The organism is Bradyrhizobium sp. MI1.3 (genome assembly GCF_055811695.1).
Genome location: NZ_JBVVPQ010000020.1, coordinates 1 through 21,128 on the forward strand (window position 1 = coordinate 1; position 21,128 = coordinate 21,128).

Sequence of the window (21,128 nt, forward strand, 5' to 3'; positions counted from 1 at the left end):
CACATCGATGCCTACGTCAACGCGTACAACGACAAAGCCGAGCCTTTCGTCTGGACCAAGAAAAAGGTCCGCCAACGTCGCTTCAAAGGCCGCCGTATCACTCAGCTCTGATTCCGGGTACTAGGCCGACAACCTCATAAGTCGCAACATTTCGCAGCTAAGTCGCGACTATCCCGGCCCGGACCGTCCTTCTGCGCTCCGAACAACCGTTCGTAACCTCTATAAAAGCTCGCCCGTGCTGGAGCCAGCCGGTTTACCCCACCCCAAAACTTCATGGCGTCTTCGATCAACAAGTTCACCGGTGCTGAACGGCGCCGGGACAATTCCTTCCACCCTTCCAGAATTGGAAGCCAAGCTTCATCCGCGATGCACTCGAGCACGGGGCTTAGTCCGCGCGGCAATGCCCCAACCGAGTTACGAAAGTGCACGGCCAATATAAAAGATTGCATAGCACGCACCCGGCTCTCGTCGTCCAATGCGACTCGCTCAAAGTGCAATAGCGCTTCATCCAGTTGGTCACGCAATTGTGCTTGCCAGCATTGGATCATTGCCTCTCGCCATTCGAGGTTCAATGTCCTCGAAGCACTTGCCAAGGTCACCTCACCTAGGCTCGCCACTTGCGCCAACTTCGTAATCGCCTCGCCCACCCGGCCGCCGGCAGCCATCGCGATTACGCTCAAGGCGGGGTTTTCACAGATCAGCGACTCACGATCACAAACCGTTTTCAGCCGGCTGACCAGCGCCTCGTGTTCTACAGACGTGACGCGAAACACCTGGCAGCGAGAGCGAAGCGCACGTTGAAATCGCGCGGTGTCACTCACCGCAAATATAAAGACCGTATCCAGTTCCTTCTCTAAGGTCTTTAACATCAAGTCGGCGGAAGCGGGCTCAAGCCACTCAGCATCATCGATCAGAAACACGCGCCACGCCGCGGTCTTCAGCGCCATCTTCGTTTGTACAACACGTTCTCGACAATATCGCTCGTCTCGAAATTGCAGCGCAGAGAATTCCACGTAACTGAAGGTTGCCCCAGTCAAGACGCCCTTGCACTCGCCGCACTCCTGGCATGGCGCCTCCTCACCGGCCTTCTCGCAAAGAAGCGTTTGTGCATATAGGCGCGCCAAAGACCGCTTACCGACGCCACTACGGCCGGTGAACACAAGGTGCGGTAAGGCGTCATCACGGCCGCGGTCGATCATTTCTCTCAATGATCCTAGGATCCCCTCTTGACCGAGAACGTCATCGAACCTTCTGAGACGGCAACGATCCAACATCGCAGAACTATCTACCATGTGCATCCTTTAGATGGTCGATGCCCCCCGTTAGCCCTCGCGGCAGACCAGGGCACTACTTCAACGGAGCCTGTTCGTTGAAACCACGTTGACCAGCAACGGTAAAGCCCAGCCACCTGTGCGAAGCGCCTAGAAGCGTGGATTTCTCCCGCAATGCATTGACGAGATCAAGCCGTGCCCTTTCCATTTTTCCAGGACCTGCATCCGCCCATCGAGCGATTTCACCCGCAACTCTTTGCCACCGATGAGTCTGCCACAGCCAGGCCTGCACATCGACAATGGTCATGAACTCGCGACAGATCCGCTCAAAGGCCACGAGAGAAGCACCCCGGCCATCATACTTTCCGCCAGACCAATCGCAAGACAGCAATAGGATGCCCCAGGCATAGTAGTCCCAACTCGCGACATCTCGGTTTTTGTATCTCTTGTCTCGGCCACCAACGATAGATGCCGTTGCGGTATAAAGTCTTGCTATCACTTCCGATCCGTCCAACATGTCCCTAAAGAGCAGGCCATCGATGTGGACCAGGATCTCCTTTAGCGCAGCTTCGTTTTTGCGATCCAAGAAACCCCTTAAGGCTATATCGATGGTCTGACGGTGAGCCTTCAAGCTACGACTAGCGTTCTGGGAGCTGGCTCCTGTCATCGGCAGCAATACAAAACGATCGATTTCCATAGAGATCTCGCTCATTGTGCAGCCACTCTTGGGGATGAAGCGAGAAAAGTGGTCCCGGAAAGCTCGCACCCGAGCCAACTGGCCGAACCTGCTAAAATCGCTCACTAAGAAGAACGACTTCATCATTTCTGCAAAATTGGCACGTGTCACTATAGGCTCTTCGATGTACGTGACGTGTGACGAACCGATTGCGCGCCGCCAACTGTCCGTACCCAGAACCGGGTGATCCGAGGGGACCATAAGGAAGACGCGCTTCTCTAAAACTCCCGCGACTATGGCGCAGAGGCCTCTCTCAACGTCATCGCTTGGCAATTGGCGCGCGCTGTCGGCCGCAGCGTCACAGACGACAATTTGTTCACCGCCAATGATTTCGAAAAGTGAGCTTCCGTTGATGGCAGCGTCCAGCCCGCTTTCTCCACTTTGGACGTTCCACCCGTGATCCTGCGCGAGAGCCAAGACATATCTCTTGACCTTGTGCTTCAGTATCCAGGAATTCTTCCGATATAAGTAGATGGCATGCTTGAACAATTCACGTGGTGGATGCGCCAAAAACTCAACATCGGTCAGCACTAGCTGAACCCGTTCGTAGGCTGCCATACATTCCATGATCTCGGGCGCCGATAGCGGTCGGGCCAAATCTCGAGCAGCTTGCGGTACTCACTCTCTCGCTTTTCGGCTATCTCTTTCTCACCAAGCGGGTGCATCAGCAAAATCTCTTTCATCGTAGTTTCCCGCTGTGCCTTGTGCTTACGCCGATCATCAAATTCTTGCAGCTCCCATCCGGTGTAAAGATGATCCCAAGCCTCATCATCGAATGCGGACAATGGCTCCATCCCATACTGCGTCGCACGAGTTATGCCGCCTGGAGCGAGAGATTCTGATGCGCTGTGTCGCCGCCCCTTAGGGCCAAGGTCTCCCGCTTGACGGGATTTCGGGAATCGGAGCCGCTTGAAAATTGGCTCCGCAGGATTCATCCCCGCGCAAAGCCAGCGGACACAATCCCAATGAGATTTCACTTTGGGAGCTGGTTTCTCGGTGAAAGTCGGCTCGGTTTCGATCGCCCGCTCCTCTTGACCCCGCATCCTCTCCTTTTTTCTCCAGTTGCAAAACCACTTTTGCATCATTCTGAATTCTCTGGAGTCGGGCTGCGGTCCAACCGCGATGATGCGGCCGCAAATTGCCCCGTCCTCGAGTTCTTGAACGCAGAGCCAATGGCTTCGACCAATCCATTTGCTCAATCGATCAGTGAAAGCACGCGCAAAATCGCTCAGCAGCTGTGATGCTTGCGACTTGGTTTCACATCCGAACGATCGCGATCGAACTGTCACTCGAATGTTGAAGAGGCGACCATACTCCTGCGTCAAGAACGATGCCGCATTGAACAAGTCCCTAACCTGATCGTAGGCCAGGTACCGCGGATCTTTATCAACCTTCAAACGGCCGACTCTCCGTCTCTGCAGCGTTGGCATTTTACTGACTTGCGGTTTCCAAGCAGCTTCTGGCGACGAGAAAGAAGGTCCTTCAGCAGGCATCTGAGTTATAACTTCTGATGCACCGCAAACACGCCGTTGGAATTCAGTTATCAAGATAAGAAGCGACTCTTCAGTTAGATCCGACGTAATAACCGGCCACGCCTGAAGCAGGTCTTCCCAAAGCGCCTTGAGGTTCGCCTCTTTCAAGCGCTGTTGGAACGCTGAAATGATCTGACCGCGATCAGTCGGAGACATTGAAGCAATCACGGGGTCGATGGTGAGGCTTAGTCCGCACAGTTCATTGTAATAGAGGCTGACCATCAAGACCTGAATCAACCTCAGCTTCTCTCGAGCATCTTCATTCCATTGAAAGAAGATTTCTGTCTGAAGCCTAAGGTCGCCCTGCCCCAGAGCAACAAAATATCGCTTGAGGATGTCGGTATAACCAAAATTATAAATCTGGCGGACACGATCCAGCGTGACCTCGGCGTTTCGAGATACTACTTCGAGGACGTGAAGCATATTGCGCGGCTGCCCCTCACCCAGTCCAGCGATGAGCGCCAAGGCATCCGGCGAAGCCTTGATTTCCTCCGCGGCAGCAATGTCCTCTAAGAATCTGACGCTCTCAGTTAGTACTAGGGGGCGGATTTCAAGACAATGTAAGCGAGATCTGAGCGCCGGTGATATTTTGTCGAAAGAGGTGGTCGCAAAGCAATAAGATATACCTTCGCTTGGCTCCTCCACTTTTTTCAACAGATAGTCAAAAATATTGGGATATCTTGCAAGGCTGTGCGCTTCATCGATGAAGATGACACGCCTCAAATCTTTGCTTGCTCCGCGAACCAAGCTATCGATCCTCCCCTCTAGCTGGGCACAATCCTCGAACGACGGGGCATCGAGCTCATGGAAATTGGTCGTCTCTCCTGCTTCGACGTCTTTGCATGGTTCACAAGCAAGACAGGGAGAGCCACCGAGAGTGGGGTGTTGGCAGATCAGCGCTTTTGCATAAATGCGAGCGAGCGTCGTTTTGCCCGACCCGATCGCGCCATGGAGCAGAATATTGCGACAGATCTGCCCCTCGATAATGAGTCGAGAAAGAAACCCCACCGCATGCCCCTGTCCTTCAACTTTTTTGAACGCTTTGGGGCGATGACGTATTGCCAGACTCTCCACGTGATTTCCTTCAGCGGGTCGATGAATTCTCCTCGCGTTAACTCGCAAGTTTGTCAACTTAACTCGCGACATTGATGCATGAACAATGGCTGTCTCTGGAAGACATGGGCGCGGTAAACTATTTCGGTTCTAACTTCGAGTTCCCGATCCCGCTCTGTCGCGATGACAGCCTAGTCTTCCTGGAAGCACGAAGTAGCGCACGGTGCGGTAAAATTCGGTACCTGCAATCTGAATCTTGCATGTCATCATCATCGCGAGATTCTCATGCATTCGAAGCCTATCGCCTTCAATAGCGCCGTGCCTCTCACGCGCGTCCCGCTCGTTCCGGATGAAATCGTCCGACGGAACAATGTCTTCTTCGAAGTCGACACGCGGTTCCGCCGCGCCGCCCGCCTTCTTCAATGCTTGTGGCTAAAGGATCGGGGAATCCCCACCGGCCACCACGTTCGCGGCGATGGTGACAACGCCGTTACCATGGAGCTTCATTCATACCTCAGTCGTGACGCTGCGCGTGCCGGGCGGAATTTCCTCTCTCCGGAAATCCATGCCCTCGTTCGTCGCGAGTTGCTAATGCGGGAGGAAGGCGCTGCCATCGACGAAGATCGGCTGCTTGGCAACGCCCTCAGCTCCATGCCGCTGGCCTTCAACCTGTTTGGGGCTATGGCCCTCGACCTCGACCTTGCCACCGCCGCCCTGCGCCAGTTGCTGCCGGGCTTCGTCCATCAAGTGACAGGATTCACCTTCGAACACTCACCCGGCCGCCGCCAAGAACGTTTTCTCAATGACGGCACGGCCTGGGATCTCGCTATCCGCGTCATCACCCCCGAGGGCGAAGAAGGGACTATCTTCGTCGAGGTAAAGTACTCCGAAGATATGACCGGGCCCGCGGCCAGGCTTCGGGATCGCTATGATGAAGTTTCTCGCGCTGTCGGCCTCTTCGTCGACCCGGACAGCCCGATGCTCCGTTCCTTGGCGCTGGAGCAGCTTTGGCGCGAGCATATGCTGGCCCAACTGACCGTCGACCAAGGCCTCACCCCACGGGCCATGTTTATTACCGTTGGGCCTCGGCTCAATCGCCGGGTCATGGCCGCCTTTCGTGTGTACGAAAACGAACTGATCGATGCCGACGACCAAGACGCGAACCGTGTCGCATTCCAGGGCTTTACGCTGGAACGCTTCATCGACGCCCTTGCCGAGGCCGGAGCCAATAGTCTCGCTTGCGATCTGTGGGGTCGCTACTGCGACTTCGAGCGCGTCTATCACCTCGCCTTGGGCGAATACCTTGAGAAACCCTCAGTTCATACCATCGCAGCACCGATCGCCCCGCCTTCGTCCAAAAACGTCGAAGCCGCGCTCGGGAATGCCACGCAAACGACGGCCAAGCGAACAACGAAAAGCAGGGCTCAAAAGGCTGCAGGAGCGCCCCAGTGAAGACGGGCTCCCTGCTGACAGTCTCCGACCGCGTCGAGCTTCTCGTAAATGCCCTTCATCCGGACACCGATCACCGGCCCGTGGTGAAGCTATTCACTCCAGATGCCGGCGCGACATGGCTTCTCACCGAATGCGATCCGGATGAACCGGATCGGTTGTTCAGCCTCTGCGACCTTGGCCTTGGCTGTCCCGAACTCGGCTACGTCAGCCTCACGGAAATCATGGAGGTCCGAGGTCGCCTCGGACTTCCGGTCGAGCGAGACCTTCATTTCGTCGCTGACAAGCCACTCTCAGCTTATGCCGACGAGGCGCGGGCTAAGGGACGGATCGTCACCTGAGTCGACGCTCCACGCGGACCGAAATGTAAGTCGGACCGCAAGAGCTACGGTTGCTGCCTCCATGGCAGCAGCCGGGGAGCGGTACACTTTGGTATCGCTCTTCTTGCGACTGACTCTTGCCGCAACCCTCAAGCAAAGGGCAGTGGTCAGTATTTCACCCCTGGTCCAAACACCCGATCGAGACCTCAAAGCTCGCTTTAGCTGCCTCTGGTTTGGCAGCCATTCCACCAGCGCCCCTTCTACTGGCGCTCTTACCTTCCCTTGGTTGAAAACACTTTTGGTCAGATCCGCTTCATCCGAAAGGAGATCGCATGGAAAGTTTGGAGATTGTCAGCCCCAGGCCATGGAATGGCAAAAGCCTGTCCGGCGACTGGCTGCTAACTTTGAAAATCGATGGCGTCCGGGCGATATAGCATAACGAACGCGGTTGGCTGAGCCGAGCGAACAAGCCGCTCTACAACATTCCACAATGGCAACCAGGCATTCCTCGCGACTGCAAGGTGTTCGTTGACGATTTTCGAAACACGATCCGAGCGACCAGGACGAAACTATCTAGAGCCGATACGCCCGCCATTGCTCCGCAACATCTCTACGGTCTTTCCCAGCTCGATCCTCGCCTCAACTGGGGTCAGCTAAGTGACCCCACCTCGGACAAGATCCACGCCCATCTGCAGCAGGCCACGAACCTCGGCTACGAGGGGCTAGTCGTTCGTCAGGGCGATCGCTGGGTGAAAGTTAAATCCAGTGAGACGCATGACGTCGCAATCACCGGATATGCGGGGGGCGAGGGCAAGCACCGAGGCAGACTAGGTTACGTCACTACGTCCAAGGGTGCTGTGGGTGCCGGCTTCACAGATATTGAGCGCGAAATGCTATGGTCGGAAGCCCAACTCGGTCAGTTGGTTGGCCAAGTGATCGAGGTAAGCTGCCTGCAAATGACCTCGGCCGGCCATTTTGGTCATCCAGTCTTCATTCGGGTGCGCCCCGACAAACATCTGTGCCGCCAAAGCTCAAGCTAAGCTTGTTGCCCTACTGTGTCTCAAGCTTTCGACCTTCGCTTCTCGTGCGGGTCTTCCAGAACAGAGACGAGGCGTCCCGGAACAGGAGGGACTCGTAAACGTGACGTAGGCCGATGACTAGCAACGTGAGCAAGTCGACGGCCCCAGTCGACCATCAATCGAGGGCCTTTTTGAAGCCCATGCGGCTGCTTCACGCAAACCTCGCAATTTCTTGGGCCTCCATCTGATATGGAGGGGAGTAGTTCGGCCGCGAAATTTCACTTGGAATGGCTCGGCCCGCCGGACTAGCCGGCCTTCGTCAGCGACAGAGTTCGGCACGGTCCACTCACGCAGTCGTCACATGCGGGAGCCAAACACTATGAACACTATCTTCTCAATTACACCCGTCGTTGTCATGGCCTCTTTGCTTGCGGGCTGCGGCAAGTCAGATGTCTGCAGCGAGCCTTACGTGCTTGCAACCGTCAAGCAACTGTTCGAGGAGCAGGAGTTCGGGAAGTCTTATAAGATGCCGCCGGGCATCGTTCTCGTAAGGGAGAAGTCGGCAACCCACCTGTCCACGGATCCGAACAAGCAGATCGCCCGATGCTCCGTTATCGTCAAGGTCGACCTCTTCGAGATGCTCAAGAAAGTCCAAGGATACTCGGATGAGCAGATCGCGATGGCGAGAGAGAAAGCAGAAAGGACGGGGCAAAACGCGGCTCCAGACTCCCTCATCAACTATTCGGTTCAGTCGATGGTTTCGGGAGAGCATTATGTCACGATGTTGCCATAGCTCGGCGAACCAGCTGCCGCCATGTTCGTCGTCAGCAACGCGTGGCAAGGACAATCGTAATAGATCTGATTAGCGGAACGCGGGCATATGGACTGGTTCTCACGCATCACCGGCTTCAACGAAAGTACGTACGCCGCTACCCGCGCACAGCTTGAGGTGCGCGGCAGTGCTCTTCGCTCCAAGGCCAACGGCCGCAGCTATGGAATTGGCGAGTTCGAACTAGTATCGCTCGACAATCTGCGCGCCCGAGTAGCCGGCGGCACGGGCGCGGAAGGCCAGGCTCGCGTACAGATCGTCACCGGCGACGTGCGCAAGATGCATCAGGTGCCCGAGCATGCAGGTGCGCTGTTCCAAGTTGCCAGCCAGTTCAATTCTCTGGAGATGATCAGCCCCGACGTGACGCCCGAGAATGGCGTCACACGCTACGAGCTCGACCGCACGCAGGGCCCGGCGTGCGCCATGGCAGCGGGCGCGGCGACAATCTATCGCAACTACTTCGTGCCCGTCGGCGGTCAGATCGGCCAGACTGCCAACCGCCAGCTTGATGGCCTATCGGACGTCGGCGCTGAGTTGAGCGCCCGATTGGGCCGCCCCGTCGCCGACCTTTGGAAGTGGCGAAACGGCTATGCGCTTTGCACGCGTGAGGGCCTGGACCTGATCAAGGATCATCTGCGAGCAATCGGCCCTAAGAATAATGACGCGCTGGCCGGTAAGCTGCGTATCGGCATTCATCGCGACGTCGAGGTGACGGATGCGCCGGCCGCACCAAGGCTTGTAGTGAGCCAGGCTTTCTGCTCAGCGCTGCCCGTCGCCTACAACGATGTGCCGCAGCAGCACTGGGCAGCATTCGCGCACTTAGTGCTCGATGCCGCCTATGAGGCAACGATGCTTGAGGCAGTTATCAACGCCCGGCGCGGGGCGTCGAACATTGTGTTGCTCACGCTGCTCGGCGGCGGCGCGTTTGGCAACCCGCCCGAGTGGATTCACAGCGCCATCAAGCGTGCCGTGAAGAAGGTGCAGAGCTTTGATCTAGATGTATGGCTGGTGAGCTATGGACAGCCGTCGGTGGAGGTGCGGGAGTTGGCGAAGGAGCTGGCTTAGCGCTGTAGTGCTGGGATCTTCTCGATCGAGCGGCGGAGAGATGGATTCCAGCGCAAGCCTCAGAAGATGCAAAGTCCGTCCTTGTCGTTCGATGTGGCCGCGCGTACCAATCTTGCGTCCCGAAGTCGACTGTATTCTCAGACGTCAAATGCGGATCGGATTCGATGCATTTGATCTGATGACCGGACGTAACATCAGTTTGAGGGGATTTTCCCCTGGGCTGTCTGTCCACCCTTTATCCGCTCATGCCATCCGCCGCGGCGATCCATCGCTTGGTTAGATCATCATGCCGGCCACCTTTGCAACGACCGTTCGGCGCGACGAGACCACTTGCAGGCCCAATCACGCCGCTTCATGGCTCAGCACACGCCCATTCGGCCACTGACCTCGGAAAGCGTCACCTCGATCCCAGTTACCAAACCCGGATCGACTACAAAGTCGCCATTTTTTGACTGAAGATTGCCGCCGCCGTAATAGCAATGATCGCGGTTTATCGGAATGACGACCGATTGGAGCGACGCATTGCCTGCCCCTTTGAACGTAACAGTTGCATTCTGGCTCCCGTGCTGAGTTCCGCCTGATCCTGTCCACTTGAAAGTTATGTTGTAGGTGCCCTTGGCGTTGCCATTATCGATGACTGTCACGCCCATCTCCATCATCGTCCCGTTCAGGATGACGTTGGGATGTGAGAAATTTCTTACAATCGGTTTGATAGTTGCCGCGGGAGGCGCTGTGGGCGTGGATGCAGGAGACGAGGCAGAATGAGATGCAGCGGCCACATCGTTTGGCGACTTAACCACCAGGTACCTATCGATGAGGATGATCGCCACGATCATTAGAAAGATCGCTATCAGGCAAACACCGATGAGCCGCACGTAGTCCGGGGCGGGATCGCGCCGCACGAGCGAATGAATAACCGCCGCGCCCAGACCCGCCGAACCCGTGCCGAGAGCGGTAAAGTACCCGTACGTGCCGACCACCCAATTCGGAAGCTGATCGAACAATTCGAGCCGCATGAAGCGGGATGCAATCCAGAAAACAAAGATCGTGATTGCGGAACAGATGACCAGGACGATCATCACATCGATCAGGGTGGGCTGGGGAGAGGCATCCCGTTGCGCACGAATGTGACTCATTGCGCTCTCCCAGCGCCCCGAAACCTGCAGGATGCTTTAGAATCTGTGCATCTATTTCTTATTCCCTAACTGGGCGCAGCACAACAATTTGACGCGGTCGCTCGCGCCGCATAGCGGGCGCTGGCTCAGCCGACCGGCTCTACTCGCGCGATCCTGCGCTGCTCCTTAGCCGCCGCTGCGTTGGTCTCGGAACATCGATGACAATCCCTCGCGCAACATCCGTCCGGTAGCCCCTGCATTTTTCCTTCATAAGGGCTTCAAGGAGGGCCCCGCCTTCCTCGGTGCGCGCTCTACTGACAAGCGTGAAGATCATCTGCATCTCCTGGTGCGCGGTGCTTCCTTACCCATAGCCGGCCCTGCATGCGCAGGGCGGCCGGCGCGGGCTCTCGGACTGGGTCGTTCTGGAGCGGCTGCCTGCCCTGTTCGACAAGTGGCGTGGCCTATCGCCGCGCCGGGCGTCGCGGCACGATCCACGGGGAATCGGCGGCTGGACAGCATAGCCGAAATGTATTTAACTTGTAGTTGTGGGCGCGATTGAATGATGAGTGGTGGGGTGCACTGATAGACGAGGGTAGTTGGCAGTCGGAGAGTTTGCATGGGCGAAGACAACGCGTTCACCGCCAATCCATGCTTGTCGGGATGCGGCTCACTCGGTTCGTCGAAGGAAGCACGCCGAGTCTTGGTGCTGAGCGACGTCCGGCTGTACCGCGAGGGGCTGGTATCGTGCCTGTCAAATCATCCCCGGATCTGCCTCGCTGGATCGGACACCATCTCCTCCGGCACTTTGCCTCGTGTGATCGAACTCCGGCCCGAGGTTGTCGTTCTCGACATGGCGGGTTCTGAAAGCCTTGATTTCGCAAAATTGTTGAGCGCGCAGCTGCCAGACACCAAGATCATCGCCTTTGCGGTGCGCGAAATCAGCGCGGAGGTGCTCGCCTGCGCCGAGGCGGGCGTGGCGGCTTATGTCGGCCCCGACAGTTCGGCGGAGGATCTGGTCAATGCGGTCGAATCGGCCTTGCGCGGCGAGTTGTATTGCTCCGCACGCACAGCGGCGGCGCTGTTCAAGCAGATCGGCGTGTTGGCGCAGAGCCGCGTGCAATTCGCGCCGATTCTGCTTACCCGGCGGGAAGTGGAAATCCTCGGCCTCGTCGAGCAAGGCTTGTCCAATAAGGAAATTGCCCGCACGCTGCAGATCGGCGGCGCCACGGTCAAGAACCACGTCCACAGCGTGCTCACGAAGCTGAGCGTGCGCCGTCGCGGCGAGGCCGCCGCGCAATTCCGCGTCACCCGGCGTCCCCAAGGTGGCAGCGTCCGGCCAACCATCGGGCGACGAGGCGTCGCAAACGCCGGCCCATCGGCGAACCCCACCACTACATCCAAGAGATGAGAAGTAGCGGTGCCGGCTTCTTACGATGTGCTAGGGAGCGCCGGGGATCAGCGCGCTACGGCTGTGCAGGTCGAGGAGTGATCGCGTCGCGCGTTACCATGGATGAAATTGTATGGCCGCTTGGTCGCTCGACCAAACCACGGAGAACGCCGTCCCGCCCGGCAACGATACGAGATGCTCGATCGCTCCTATGCTTTCACTATGCACGCCCGGTGACAGGTCCGGCGCCGGGGGCACCCAGGCCTGCTCTCGGCGCAACCGTATAGGGGTCTCTTTCTCACCATCCGCGAACGCGACTCGAAGCAATTCTCCGTCTCGCGTTGCCACCACGAGATGCTCATCCTGGGCAATGCATGTTCCCATGGCGATGGGTGCCTCGATCGACCATAGGCGCTTCAGCCCGTTCTTGATGTCGAAGCCGGCCAGACCGCGTTGGGTATCCAGCACGAGCACGCCCCTTGAAACGTAAGCTGGACAGAACATCGCGAGATCATCGATCGACGTCTCAGATTGCGGCGTCCCGTCGGACGCGGCCAGCTCATAGAGGTAGCGCACGCTGGGCTCCAATTCCTTAACCAGCCCGACCCACAGGCGATGATCGGTCAGGACCAGCGGGTGATCGCCGGCGACGCGGGTTTCCGCAGGCAAACGGCGCTCCCAGATCAACTCCCCTCGCTCCGAAATGACCATGACCGTGTGGTCCGAGACAGCCGCGATCAACGGTGGCTCGTACGCCAGTTGCTGGATATTATCGTTCACCCCGTCGAATCCCGGGGCCAGCTTCCAGAGCGTTTCCAGGCTAGACGCGCGAAGACGCTGGAGTCCCTGGGCGTCCGCAACCAACAGGTCTGCGCCCAGCGACATTGTCGTTGCCTGCGCCCACCCGCCCGGCGGCGGATCGACCTCCCTCGTCGGGCCGATGCTGCCGCCCGCGGGGTCAATGATCATGATGCGGTGTTCGACGGCCGCGAATACCGCGCGGTCACCGGCGACGAGCAGCGCCCGGTCGGGTACTTCTTTTCGCCACAGCAGCCGGCCCTCGACATCGAGGCCGACCAGGTACGCCTTCGTGGCGATGACGACGGAAGCGACCATCCCGGAAGCCGCAGCGGCAAGGCCCGTGACCGCATTGAATTCCCGACTCCAGATCACACTCTTTCGCACCTGTCCGACTCCTTGCATGCGACTCCACCAGAAGATCGCGCCGACCACGATGATCGCAATGTCAATAGCGGCCCACGTTCGATGCACCCGACGCATCACGGACCAGCGGCCCGTCCGAACGCGCGCTCAAGGAACTGCACAGGGTCTGCGAGAAACTCTTTCAGGATGTCGGTGGCGGCGTCGCGCGGGCGTGCGTCCACGTTGGGCCCGTTGATCTCTATTTCCTCCCGAACCGGGAAGTGCGCCAACAACTCCGTCTGAGCAGTAGTCGACAGGTATCTGGAGATCATCTTGACGAATTCGGCCTTCATCGGTTGATCCAGCTTGCCCCATTCCCAGGCGGGCAGCGGCTTGACGCCGGGAGCCGGGCTTGGAGCAAAATCCAGGGCGATATAAGGAGGGCCCACTTTCTTGGTCAGCTCGGCCATCGCTGCATCGATTGCGGCCCGGGACGGGATCTTGCCTTGCTTGTTCAAGACGTCAGCGCCGATCCTGAAGGCGCTGAGCAGATCCTGCTTCGACGCCTGTACAGCTTCGGTCACATAGGCAAGATTTTTCGTGTTATCCTTCGATTCCAGCTTTGCGTCGCCGAATGCGATCCATCCTTCCGGATGCTTCTTGCTTACGACGTTCAATCCCTGGTCATTGTCACGATCATGCATGATTTTGGAGAACGCGCCAGCAACGTACAGTCCGAACTGCTCTTGCACTTTTGCGTGCCCCCCTGCATCGGTGATGGCTTTCGTGATCTTGACGTTTACCCTCGCGATGGCATCGCGGCGATCTCCTTCGTCTCCGAACACCCGCACCCGCCTGTAATCCTGGCGCAGCAATTCGTAAATGCGGTTACCCAAGCGAGCGGAGACATCGTCGATGATGTGCTGGAAGACGTCTTTGGCGAGCTTCTTGTAATAGTCGATTGCCTGTTGCCGGGGCGTTCTCACATGCCCGGCTGAGAAGCTGTCGGTGAGAAAATGATCACCGAAAGCATTCATCGCGTAAGCCTTGGCGAGTCCCCCGCTGTCGCCTTTCTCCCCCGCCTCGAGTGCAGCGAGAACCGCGGCCTGATGGATCGTCTGCCACGTCGTGAGTGAGCTCCCTCCGCCCGAAAAGTGGGAGACGTTCTGCAGGGCGAGGTCCTTGTATCGTTCCGCGTACACCTTGCTGATCGTGGCAGCCTCTTCATACGCCGGCGATTGGGTCGCTTCGCTGTCGGTGAGATCCCGCAGCTTCTTCAGCCGCGCGCGGCCCGCAGCGCTCGAGGCCTCACCGCTCAGCTCGGCAAAATCCTTGAAATGATCCCCGCCGAACGCGACGAGATCGCCATAGGAGAGGACGAGGCCTCCCGCGACCGGAACCTCGAGGTCGAAGACCGCGGACGATTTCGTGATTAGCTCGTGCGAGACGTAACCTACCAGAGTATCGGCTGAGACGGTTTTGCCTTGCTTGTCGCGTGCCATTCCCGATTCGACGACAATTTGCAGCCAACCGCGTTCGTTACCGAGAACCAGGACCTTCGCGCCGACCAAGAGGTCGGCTTTGGTATTTTCGTGGGGTGAGCCCTCATCCTTGTGAGGCTTATAGCGAAGGGCAGTCATATCCGTCTTGATCGTTCCGCGATAAGGGAATTCGTTCTGAGCACGATTTCCGACCTTCTTGTGCTCAAGCCCTTCCCAGCGCTGCACCTGCTGACGCGCTGGCGCGAGCCGTGACACGGCCATCGGACTCGTACCCCGATGCGGGCCCTGCTGCTGCACCACGTGCGTCAACTCATGCGCCAGCAAACGTTGCCCTTCAGGCAATTCGGGCGAGTATTGACCTACATTAAAAACGATGTCCCAACCAACGGTGAAGGCTCTCGCGTTCAAAGACTTCGCAGTGCTGGCAGCCCGCTCATTGGTGTGTACGCGCACCTGACTGAAATCGGCACCGAAGCGCGGCTCAAAAAATGCTCGGGCTGTCACAGGCAGTGCACTGCCGTCTCCGCGCATGGCCCCGATGTCGGCGGCCACCGATGCAGTAACGCGCGGGGCACCGGCAGCCTGCTCCTTCCTTTGCAGCGGCGTGCCCGTCTTCTCGCCCTGCTCGTCTTCGCGGTCGGCGCGCAGTCTCTGCACCTTGGGAGTGGTGCCTTCCGCGGATCCGGCAGGCGTCAGCGGCACATCGGGAGCCGGCATGCGCATCACAGCATGCGCCACGGCATCGGCTTCCTGTTCGTACCTGTCTCCGGGTTGGCTGATCGTGAGCTTTGCCTGAACCAAAGGCGCACGCTCGAGCGGCGTGCGAGACAAGTTGTCGGACATCCTGTCCACCCAGACTGGAACTGGGTGCTTGACCGGGTCCGTCGCATCAACATGCCGCAAGGAACTTGGGCGGGTCGCATCGCGGCCGGAAGCCTTCGCGGATGCCGCTGCTTCGTCCTGTGAAGGCGCCGGTCGAGCCGGCTTCGCTAATTCCGCATCGGCCACCCGGTCAGCCTCGCGCTCCGACGGATATCCGACAGGAGCACCCACGAGCTTCGGCTGCACCCGAAGGACCGCAAGCAAGCGGCCCATCGCGCGATTACCGACCTGCGGCTGACGCGAAATTCCGTTGCGGTTGAGGCCGGCCTTTTCCGTTATCCGCGCGGCGGGGCGGTCGGGCTGCTTTGCCATCGATGCCGGAGTCTTTTGCGATACATGCTGTGGCACGGGTTTGCGCTTCTCTCGGCTCACTGGTACGAATAGGTCGTGATGCGTTTGACGACGCCCGGTAACGAATACTCGGTCTTCTTTGTCAGGCGGCCGCGATCGTCGTATTCGCATGCGCTGTCGTCGGCCTGGTCGGCCGAGAAATAGCCGCCGCGCAGCGTGAGGAGTCTGCCTTTCGTATCATGGGTGGAGGTCCATGCTGCCACGCTTCCTCGCGTCTTTATTACGGTTCTTCCGCCATCCCGGTATTCGTAGCGGTCCTCGACCTCCACCTCGCCTTGTCTGTTCAGCCGTGTCTCCCGATCGAGTCGCCCTGCGCCGTCGTAGTGACTGATCCATCTCCCCAGAAGCTCGCCATCTCCGCTCACCATGCGAACCTCGCTCGTTCGGCCCGCCGCGTCGTAGTCGAACAGGTTCTTGTAGTTGAGGGTGCCGTCAGGCTGATAATGGCGCTCCTCCGCGAGCAGCCCCGGAGGATCGAACGTCTTCTCGACCAGCAGCTTCCCATCGAAGTCGGAGTCTGCTTCCCGCAGGATCTCGTCTTTGTCATCGAGCTCCGCGACGAAAGAGCGGTATTGCTCCCCCTGTTCGATTCCGTCGCGGTATTCCTGGGTCAATCCGATCATCGTCGTGCGGGTCATCTCGGTAATCCTCGTGCGATGAACAAGCGGGTTTCGCGCGCGTTTCCTGACGCGTCATCATTTTTCAATCGCGCCGATCACCGGCCGTCGCGCGTAGCTTTGGAGACCCGGGACTGATTTCTTCTTCTGGGAGTCCGGCAGACCGCTGTTGTACTGGTTCAGCAGCTCAGCTTCGAGGTCGGCTTGCGACATCGCCTTGACGCCGAACCCTCTGAACATGTGGTTCCCGAGATACATCGCGTGCTCGCCGCTCCACAAGCCGCCTGGGTGTTTGGCGGCGTAGTCGTCGATGTTCTTAAAATAGACCCAGTCGCCGGGCAACAGATCGTTCGCGGCGGTGATCGTGATCTCCTTGTAGAGCCCCTTGCTCCAGATCGGGTGCTGGGAGACGCCGGCCGGCGGCACGTGGTGTGGCGAGATGATAAGCCCCGCTCCTCCCGCGAACTTCTTGTTGAACGCGGCCGCGCCGAGCAGCGTCAGCATCGCCCGGTACTGAATTGCCACCATGGTTGAATTGCACTCAAGGAGCGTCCCGGCTCCCTTCTTGAAGATTGCCTCGATGGCGTCGGATGGTTGCTTGCCGGCGGGGAGCTTGGTCTTGAGCGTGAACTGGTACGAACCCTGTTTGTCCCAATACGCCGAATCCAGGTAACCGGTCTTGCCGGCCGGAGCATAATTGCAACAGCCCTTATGCACCTCCTCCATGCCTTTGATCGCGGCCGCCCGAACACGAACCTCGCGGCCCATCTGGTCCTTGCTGTCGAACGAAAAATCCGGAGGCTTGCCGCCATTGTCCATGTCGGAGATGAACTCCACCATGGCGTCGCCGAAGTTCGACTTCAGGTACTGGTAGTACTTCGCATCTGGAGTGAACGGCTTGCCACCGATGACGATTTTTCGCTGGAGGCAGGATTGGCAAGTACACTCCCCCTCCACGTGCACCGGCGGCGGCAGCTGCGAGGCAGCCGGCGCGTATCTTCGATCTGAAGTCGACTGCTGCGCGACATGCGACAACTCATGCGCCAGCAAACGCTTTCCGTCCTCCGATCCCGGGTTGTGCTCCCCCGCTCCAAACACCACGTTGCGCCCGACCGTGAAGGCGCGCGCCTGCACGCTGGCCGCCGCGGTGTCGGCTTGCGGCCCGGTGTGGATGCGCACATCGCCGAAGTCGCGGCCGAAGCGCGGCTCCATGAAGGCCCGCGCCGCCGAGTCCAGCGGGCGGCCGGACGAGCGCAAGACGTTGCCGACAGCAGGCGGTGCAACCGCCTCCACGGCGTCGCTAGCCTCGACACGACGCGACTGCAGGCCTGCGGCAGGCGCCTGCAGTCCGCGCCGCCCAGAAGATTTGCCGGCGCGTTGCAATTGCGGTTCCGGCATTCGCATCACGCGTTCCGCGATCCGGTCCGCCTCCTGTTCGTGTGCGTCCCCCGGAGCGTTGACGTGAAGCTTGCTTTGCAGGACCGCGGGTGCATCGCCCGTTTGCCTGCCGGCTAGGCCGCCCAGCACGCGTTGGAGCGATCGATTGCTTTGGGGACCAGGGTGAGCAGGCGCGGGATGGGCCTTCGCACCAAGCGAATGCTCGCGGCCTGCTTTGCTGCCACTGTCGGGCTTTTTGGCGCGGGCCGGCGTCGGGCGGGTTTGCTTTCCGTCAGTTGTTGATCGCACTGAACGCGCCTCCCTTTCTTTGCCGCGCCGTCAAATTCTAGCGGCTTCTGCGAAACAGTTTTGGCAACCACCACCTGGACCGCGCCGACTCTCGCTCCGCTGACGCTGCCGCCTCGTCGGCAGCGCGCAGCATGGCGTGGCGCGCCAGCAATCTCTGCACGGTGCGGTTGCCGCTCGTCTTCTGCAGCCGCATGACCAGTTGAGGCGACAGCGGCGATTTGCTCGGCACGGTCACGCCTCTCACAGCGGTCCCGGTGACGTCCCGGGTTCTGCCTGACCAGCACGGTTCGTACCCGGTTCGGGGATCGCACACTTCCACCAGAGATTACCGAAAGAGAGCACCTGCCGCCGGCACGCGCATTCATGCGTCGTGACGGCCCCGCTGTCGGTGACCGTGAATGCGCTCAACACCACCCACGGCTCGGTGGGCCACTCCGGGCAATCGGGCGGTTCACCCGTAAAGGCTATCGGAGGCGGCGTCTTCGTGTGAGACTCCGGACAATGATCGAGGACGCAAATCTCGTAGCCGTCGCTGTAGCGCGAAAACTCGCACGCGCTGGTCTCGCAACCGCAGCCGCCGAGCGGCACGCGTGTGAGCCGTGTCTTGTGCTCGACGTAGCGGATCGCAATGTAGTGCGTCGCATTCGTCGACGGCGTTGGCATGGCCTCACTGCATCCGCAATCGTCCCCCGGCGTTTGCGGCTCCCCCGACACGCATTTGGTGCGGACGTCGACGCATTGATCCTTCTCGATGCAGATCTCATCGCCATAGGGGCCCAGGATGTAGCCTGACTTGACGATCACCTTCCACGGGTACTTCGTCGCATTTGGCACCGGCTCTACCCGGGCGCCGCAGACGACGCCCCAGCCGTGCAGGAACCGGTTGTGGCGCCGCAGCTTGGCCCGGAAATACTCCTGCTCCAGGGTCATGTCGTCCGGCGTGACCAGTTGCCGCGCATAGTAACGCGGCCGCTCGTTCACATTGGGCTTTGCAGCTTGCCGGTGGCAATCACAATAGGCGGTGTCCATGGTTCTCTCCGGTCGTTACTGTTTGCCGCCGCGATTGCGCACGGGTGCTTCGCCTGCCAATGCAAGCATGATGTCGAACAACATGTCGTTGGAGTACACGATCGGGCGCGCATTGATCTCAATGTCCGCTGCCTGCGGCGGATCATCGCCCGAAGGCAAGCGGATATTGGCGAGTGGAATGCACAGGTCTGCCGGCAAATCCGGGCAGCTCCGGGTCACCCGCTCGACCAGCGCGTTGTAGTTCAGGCGTCCGTTGAGGACGAAATCCGCCACACTGGACTCAAGGCAGATGTCCGGCGCCTTGCAGCTGCGGATGACGAGCTTGTAGCGTTCCTGAATCGAGGACATCGAACATGATGTTGCCTGCCCGCAGTCATCCACCAGCACGGGAGCCGGATCGCTGTCGCACTGCTGGAAGCAGATGCAGAGATGGACATAATCTTCCGGCTCGCAATTCCCCGGAGGTGGCTGATCGGGCTTGCTGGCCGGCCTCGGCGGGATATCGATTGGCTCGCTGGTGCAGGGAACGATGATCTCTCGCCCACCGCGATCGAGCGCAGCCCCGGCCGTCACCACCACCGCGCGGCCGTTTTCCGCAGGCTGCACATCGAGCCCGCAAAGCACACCGTAGCCGCTGACCAGCCGGTTCAACAGCCAGCGTTTGCCGTTAAGATAATCCTGCTCAAGCTGGAAGTGGTAGACATCGAGCAGCTTGCCGTAGAAGTAGCGATTGCGAACGAACGTATGTATTCCGTCGCATGGTTTCGCGTCTCGCAATGTCATCTGCATGATATCTCCTCACTTCGAGCTAGGGTTTCAAATCGTCTCCAAAGCGGCTGCTCCCGATGCGCGGAGGCAGCGGGCCACCGAGGCGCAAGCCGAATTCATGGCTCTCGCCAAGCCCTCCGGCCGGCGGCTCGGCGGCAACAACCGTGTCGACGCCCACCCGCCCCTGCACGCCGACCCGCATGACCGGATCGATCAGCGCCAGGCGGTAGGTCGTGTGAGCCGGCTTTTCCCGCTCGATGATGTCCTTGATCAGTTGCAGCCGCGCGTCAGTGTTCGCCTCGTGCCTGTAGACCTCGATCACGAACTGCCAGGCGGCGCTCGCAAACACGGGTTCGCCATATTCGGCATCGGTGATGAGGTAGGAATGGTCGAGTGTCGCGTCCATGCTGAGGACGGCGCCGCCGGGCTGTGCCGACGGCAGATATGTCCCGAGACCCAGCGCAGACGGCGTAGCGCCGGAACTGGCTGCGGATGGAAACGCCACGAACGAACTGGCGGCGATCGGTTCGCTGATGATGGCGTGGACCCCTGCATCTTCGAGCAGGGCTAACCGTAGCCCCTCGACCGTTCCACGCCACTGGTAGCGGCGGAACGCGCCGGCAATGCTGTTGCGCAAGCGCGCTACCGGCTCGCCCTGCTCTAGCTCCACGGCGAGCCAGCTTGCCAGCCACGGCAGCGCTTCGGCCGGCGTGCTGTATGGATCAAAATAGCGCTCCAGCGAGTTCACCTCGCCTTCGATATCCTCGAAGAGACCCTGGAACAGGGCCACGAAGCGCTTGAGAAAGTCCGGCTGGTTGCCGGGGTTGAGGTAGACCAGCGGCAGATATTTGGTGAAGCTGTCCGCATTGAAGTCGGCGCGCATCTGCGTCAGGCGCGGCGTACCGGTGCGGTCGCTGAGGAATCGCGCACCGACGAACAGAAAACCCGCCTTTTGCTCGCCGAGCAGGAAATCTTCCACATCCTCGGGAATCGCGCGCCATGGACTGCCGAATGGCTGCTCGGCCTCCGGGTCTACCGCAGGCGCCGGCGTCCTGTCGTTCGACAGGGCGTAGTAGAATTCGACATGCGAGCCGGCCGCATTGCTGACCGATGCCCTGAGCCTGCTCCACGCCACCGGCAACGGGCCACCCGAGATCGCATCGCTCCACAGGACCCCGGAACCGAGATAGGCGCCGGCTATATCCAGCGAAACCGGTTGCACGGCATTTTCCGTTTGCACCAGCAGCGCGCCGCATAGCGGCGCGACCCCCCACGCCCCGACAAAAACCTCGAACCCCGGCGCCACGCCGTTAGACACGAAATGATAGGGCAGAAAGAACCCCAGGATGCGCCGGCCCAAAATGTGGCCGACAA

General features: G+C 59.4%; 17 protein-coding genes and 1 pseudogene. 7 read left to right on the forward strand and 11 right to left on the reverse strand.

Annotated elements, in window-relative coordinates:
• Positions 1-111, forward strand: a pseudogene (locus tag AC0L3A_RS16735) (IS630 family transposase); the annotation flags it as partial.
• A gap of 23 nt (positions 112-134) precedes the next feature.
• Here the strand turns inward: AC0L3A_RS16735 and AC0L3A_RS16740 are convergent.
• From AC0L3A_RS16740 to AC0L3A_RS16750, 3 genes are all read right to left on the reverse strand, one after another.
• Entirely contained in the window at positions 135-1,199 is a 1,065-nt protein-coding gene (locus tag AC0L3A_RS16740; protein ID WP_473254776.1) for an AAA family ATPase, read from the reverse strand.
• Between the two features lie 148 nt (positions 1,200-1,347).
• On the reverse strand, positions 1,348-2,565 hold the full coding sequence (locus AC0L3A_RS16745) for a hypothetical protein (protein WP_473254777.1): 1,218 nt from the start codon (positions 2,563-2,565) through the stop codon (positions 1,348-1,350).
• Complete coding sequence (locus tag AC0L3A_RS16750; protein ID WP_473254778.1) at positions 2,538-4,613, reverse strand: DNA polymerase III subunit; 2,076 nt, start codon at positions 4,611-4,613, stop codon at positions 2,538-2,540. Before AC0L3A_RS16750 ends, AC0L3A_RS16745 begins: the two co-directional genes overlap by 28 nt.
• Positions 4,614-4,877: 264 nt before the next feature.
• Between AC0L3A_RS16750 and AC0L3A_RS16755 the strand changes: the two genes are divergently transcribed.
• The 5 genes from AC0L3A_RS16755 (at position 4,878) to AC0L3A_RS16775 (ending at position 9,274) form a co-directional block, all read left to right on the forward strand.
• A complete protein-coding gene (locus AC0L3A_RS16755; RefSeq protein ID WP_473254779.1) occupies positions 4,878-6,044 on the forward strand; it encodes a PGN_0703 family putative restriction endonuclease in 1,167 nt (388 codons plus the stop codon).
• An 11-nt stretch (positions 6,045-6,055) separates the two neighbouring features.
• On the forward strand, positions 6,056-6,382 hold the full coding sequence (locus tag AC0L3A_RS16760; RefSeq protein WP_473254828.1) for a DUF2958 domain-containing protein: 327 nt from the start codon (positions 6,056-6,058) through the stop codon (positions 6,380-6,382).
• A 500-nt stretch (positions 6,383-6,882) separates the two neighbouring features.
• Positions 6,883-7,401: a hypothetical protein gene (locus tag AC0L3A_RS16765; protein WP_473254780.1), complete on the forward strand. Its 519-nt coding sequence runs from the start codon at positions 6,883-6,885 to the stop codon at positions 7,399-7,401.
• Between the two features lie 358 nt (positions 7,402-7,759).
• A complete protein-coding gene (locus AC0L3A_RS16770; protein WP_473254781.1) occupies positions 7,760-8,173 on the forward strand; it encodes a hypothetical protein in 414 nt (137 codons plus the stop codon).
• Positions 8,174-8,260: 87 nt separating this feature from the next.
• The gene (locus AC0L3A_RS16775; protein ID WP_473254782.1) at positions 8,261-9,274 is read left to right on the forward strand and encodes a hypothetical protein; all 1,014 of its coding nucleotides are present in this window, start codon (positions 8,261-8,263) and stop codon (positions 9,272-9,274) included.
• A 359-nt stretch (positions 9,275-9,633) separates the two neighbouring features.
• On the opposite strand, the gene AC0L3A_RS16780 is transcribed toward AC0L3A_RS16775, so the two are convergent.
• Positions 9,634-10,410 carry a hypothetical protein gene (locus AC0L3A_RS16780; protein WP_473254783.1) on the reverse strand — a complete coding sequence of 259 codons (777 nt, stop codon included), beginning with the start codon at positions 10,408-10,410 and terminating at the stop codon, positions 9,634-9,636.
• Between the two features lie 595 nt (positions 10,411-11,005).
• Here AC0L3A_RS16780 and AC0L3A_RS16785 point away from each other — a divergent pair.
• Positions 11,006-11,797 (forward strand): LuxR C-terminal-related transcriptional regulator, encoded by a 792-nt coding sequence (locus AC0L3A_RS16785; RefSeq protein ID WP_473254784.1) that lies wholly within the window; start codon positions 11,006-11,008, stop codon positions 11,795-11,797.
• 93 nt (positions 11,798-11,890) lie between these two features.
• On the opposite strand, the gene AC0L3A_RS16790 is transcribed toward AC0L3A_RS16785, so the two are convergent.
• From AC0L3A_RS16790 to AC0L3A_RS16820, 7 genes are all read right to left on the reverse strand, one after another.
• Entirely contained in the window at positions 11,891-12,961 is a 1,071-nt protein-coding gene (locus tag AC0L3A_RS16790) for an outer membrane protein assembly factor BamB family protein (RefSeq protein ID WP_473254785.1), read from the reverse strand.
• Between the two features lie 95 nt (positions 12,962-13,056).
• The gene (locus AC0L3A_RS16795) at positions 13,057-15,615 is read right to left on the reverse strand and encodes an eCIS core domain-containing protein (RefSeq protein WP_473254786.1); all 2,559 of its coding nucleotides are present in this window, start codon (positions 15,613-15,615) and stop codon (positions 13,057-13,059) included.
• Between the two features lie 56 nt (positions 15,616-15,671).
• Positions 15,672-16,292: a hypothetical protein gene (locus AC0L3A_RS16800; RefSeq protein ID WP_473254787.1), complete on the reverse strand. Its 621-nt coding sequence runs from the start codon at positions 16,290-16,292 to the stop codon at positions 15,672-15,674.
• A 57-nt stretch (positions 16,293-16,349) separates the two neighbouring features.
• Positions 16,350-17,669 (reverse strand): eCIS core domain-containing protein, encoded by a 1,320-nt coding sequence (locus AC0L3A_RS16805; RefSeq protein ID WP_473254788.1) that lies wholly within the window; start codon positions 17,667-17,669, stop codon positions 16,350-16,352.
• 528 nt (positions 17,670-18,197) lie between these two features.
• Positions 18,198-18,986: a hypothetical protein gene (locus tag AC0L3A_RS16810; RefSeq protein ID WP_473254789.1), complete on the reverse strand. Its 789-nt coding sequence runs from the start codon at positions 18,984-18,986 to the stop codon at positions 18,198-18,200.
• A gap of 15 nt (positions 18,987-19,001) precedes the next feature.
• Positions 19,002-19,775 carry a hypothetical protein gene (locus AC0L3A_RS16815; protein WP_473254791.1) on the reverse strand — a complete coding sequence of 258 codons (774 nt, stop codon included), beginning with the start codon at positions 19,773-19,775 and terminating at the stop codon, positions 19,002-19,004.
• A 19-nt stretch (positions 19,776-19,794) separates the two neighbouring features.
• A complete protein-coding gene (locus tag AC0L3A_RS16820; protein WP_473254792.1) occupies positions 19,795-21,114 on the reverse strand; it encodes a phage tail protein in 1,320 nt (439 codons plus the stop codon).
• Positions 21,115-21,128: the final 14 nt, after the last annotated feature.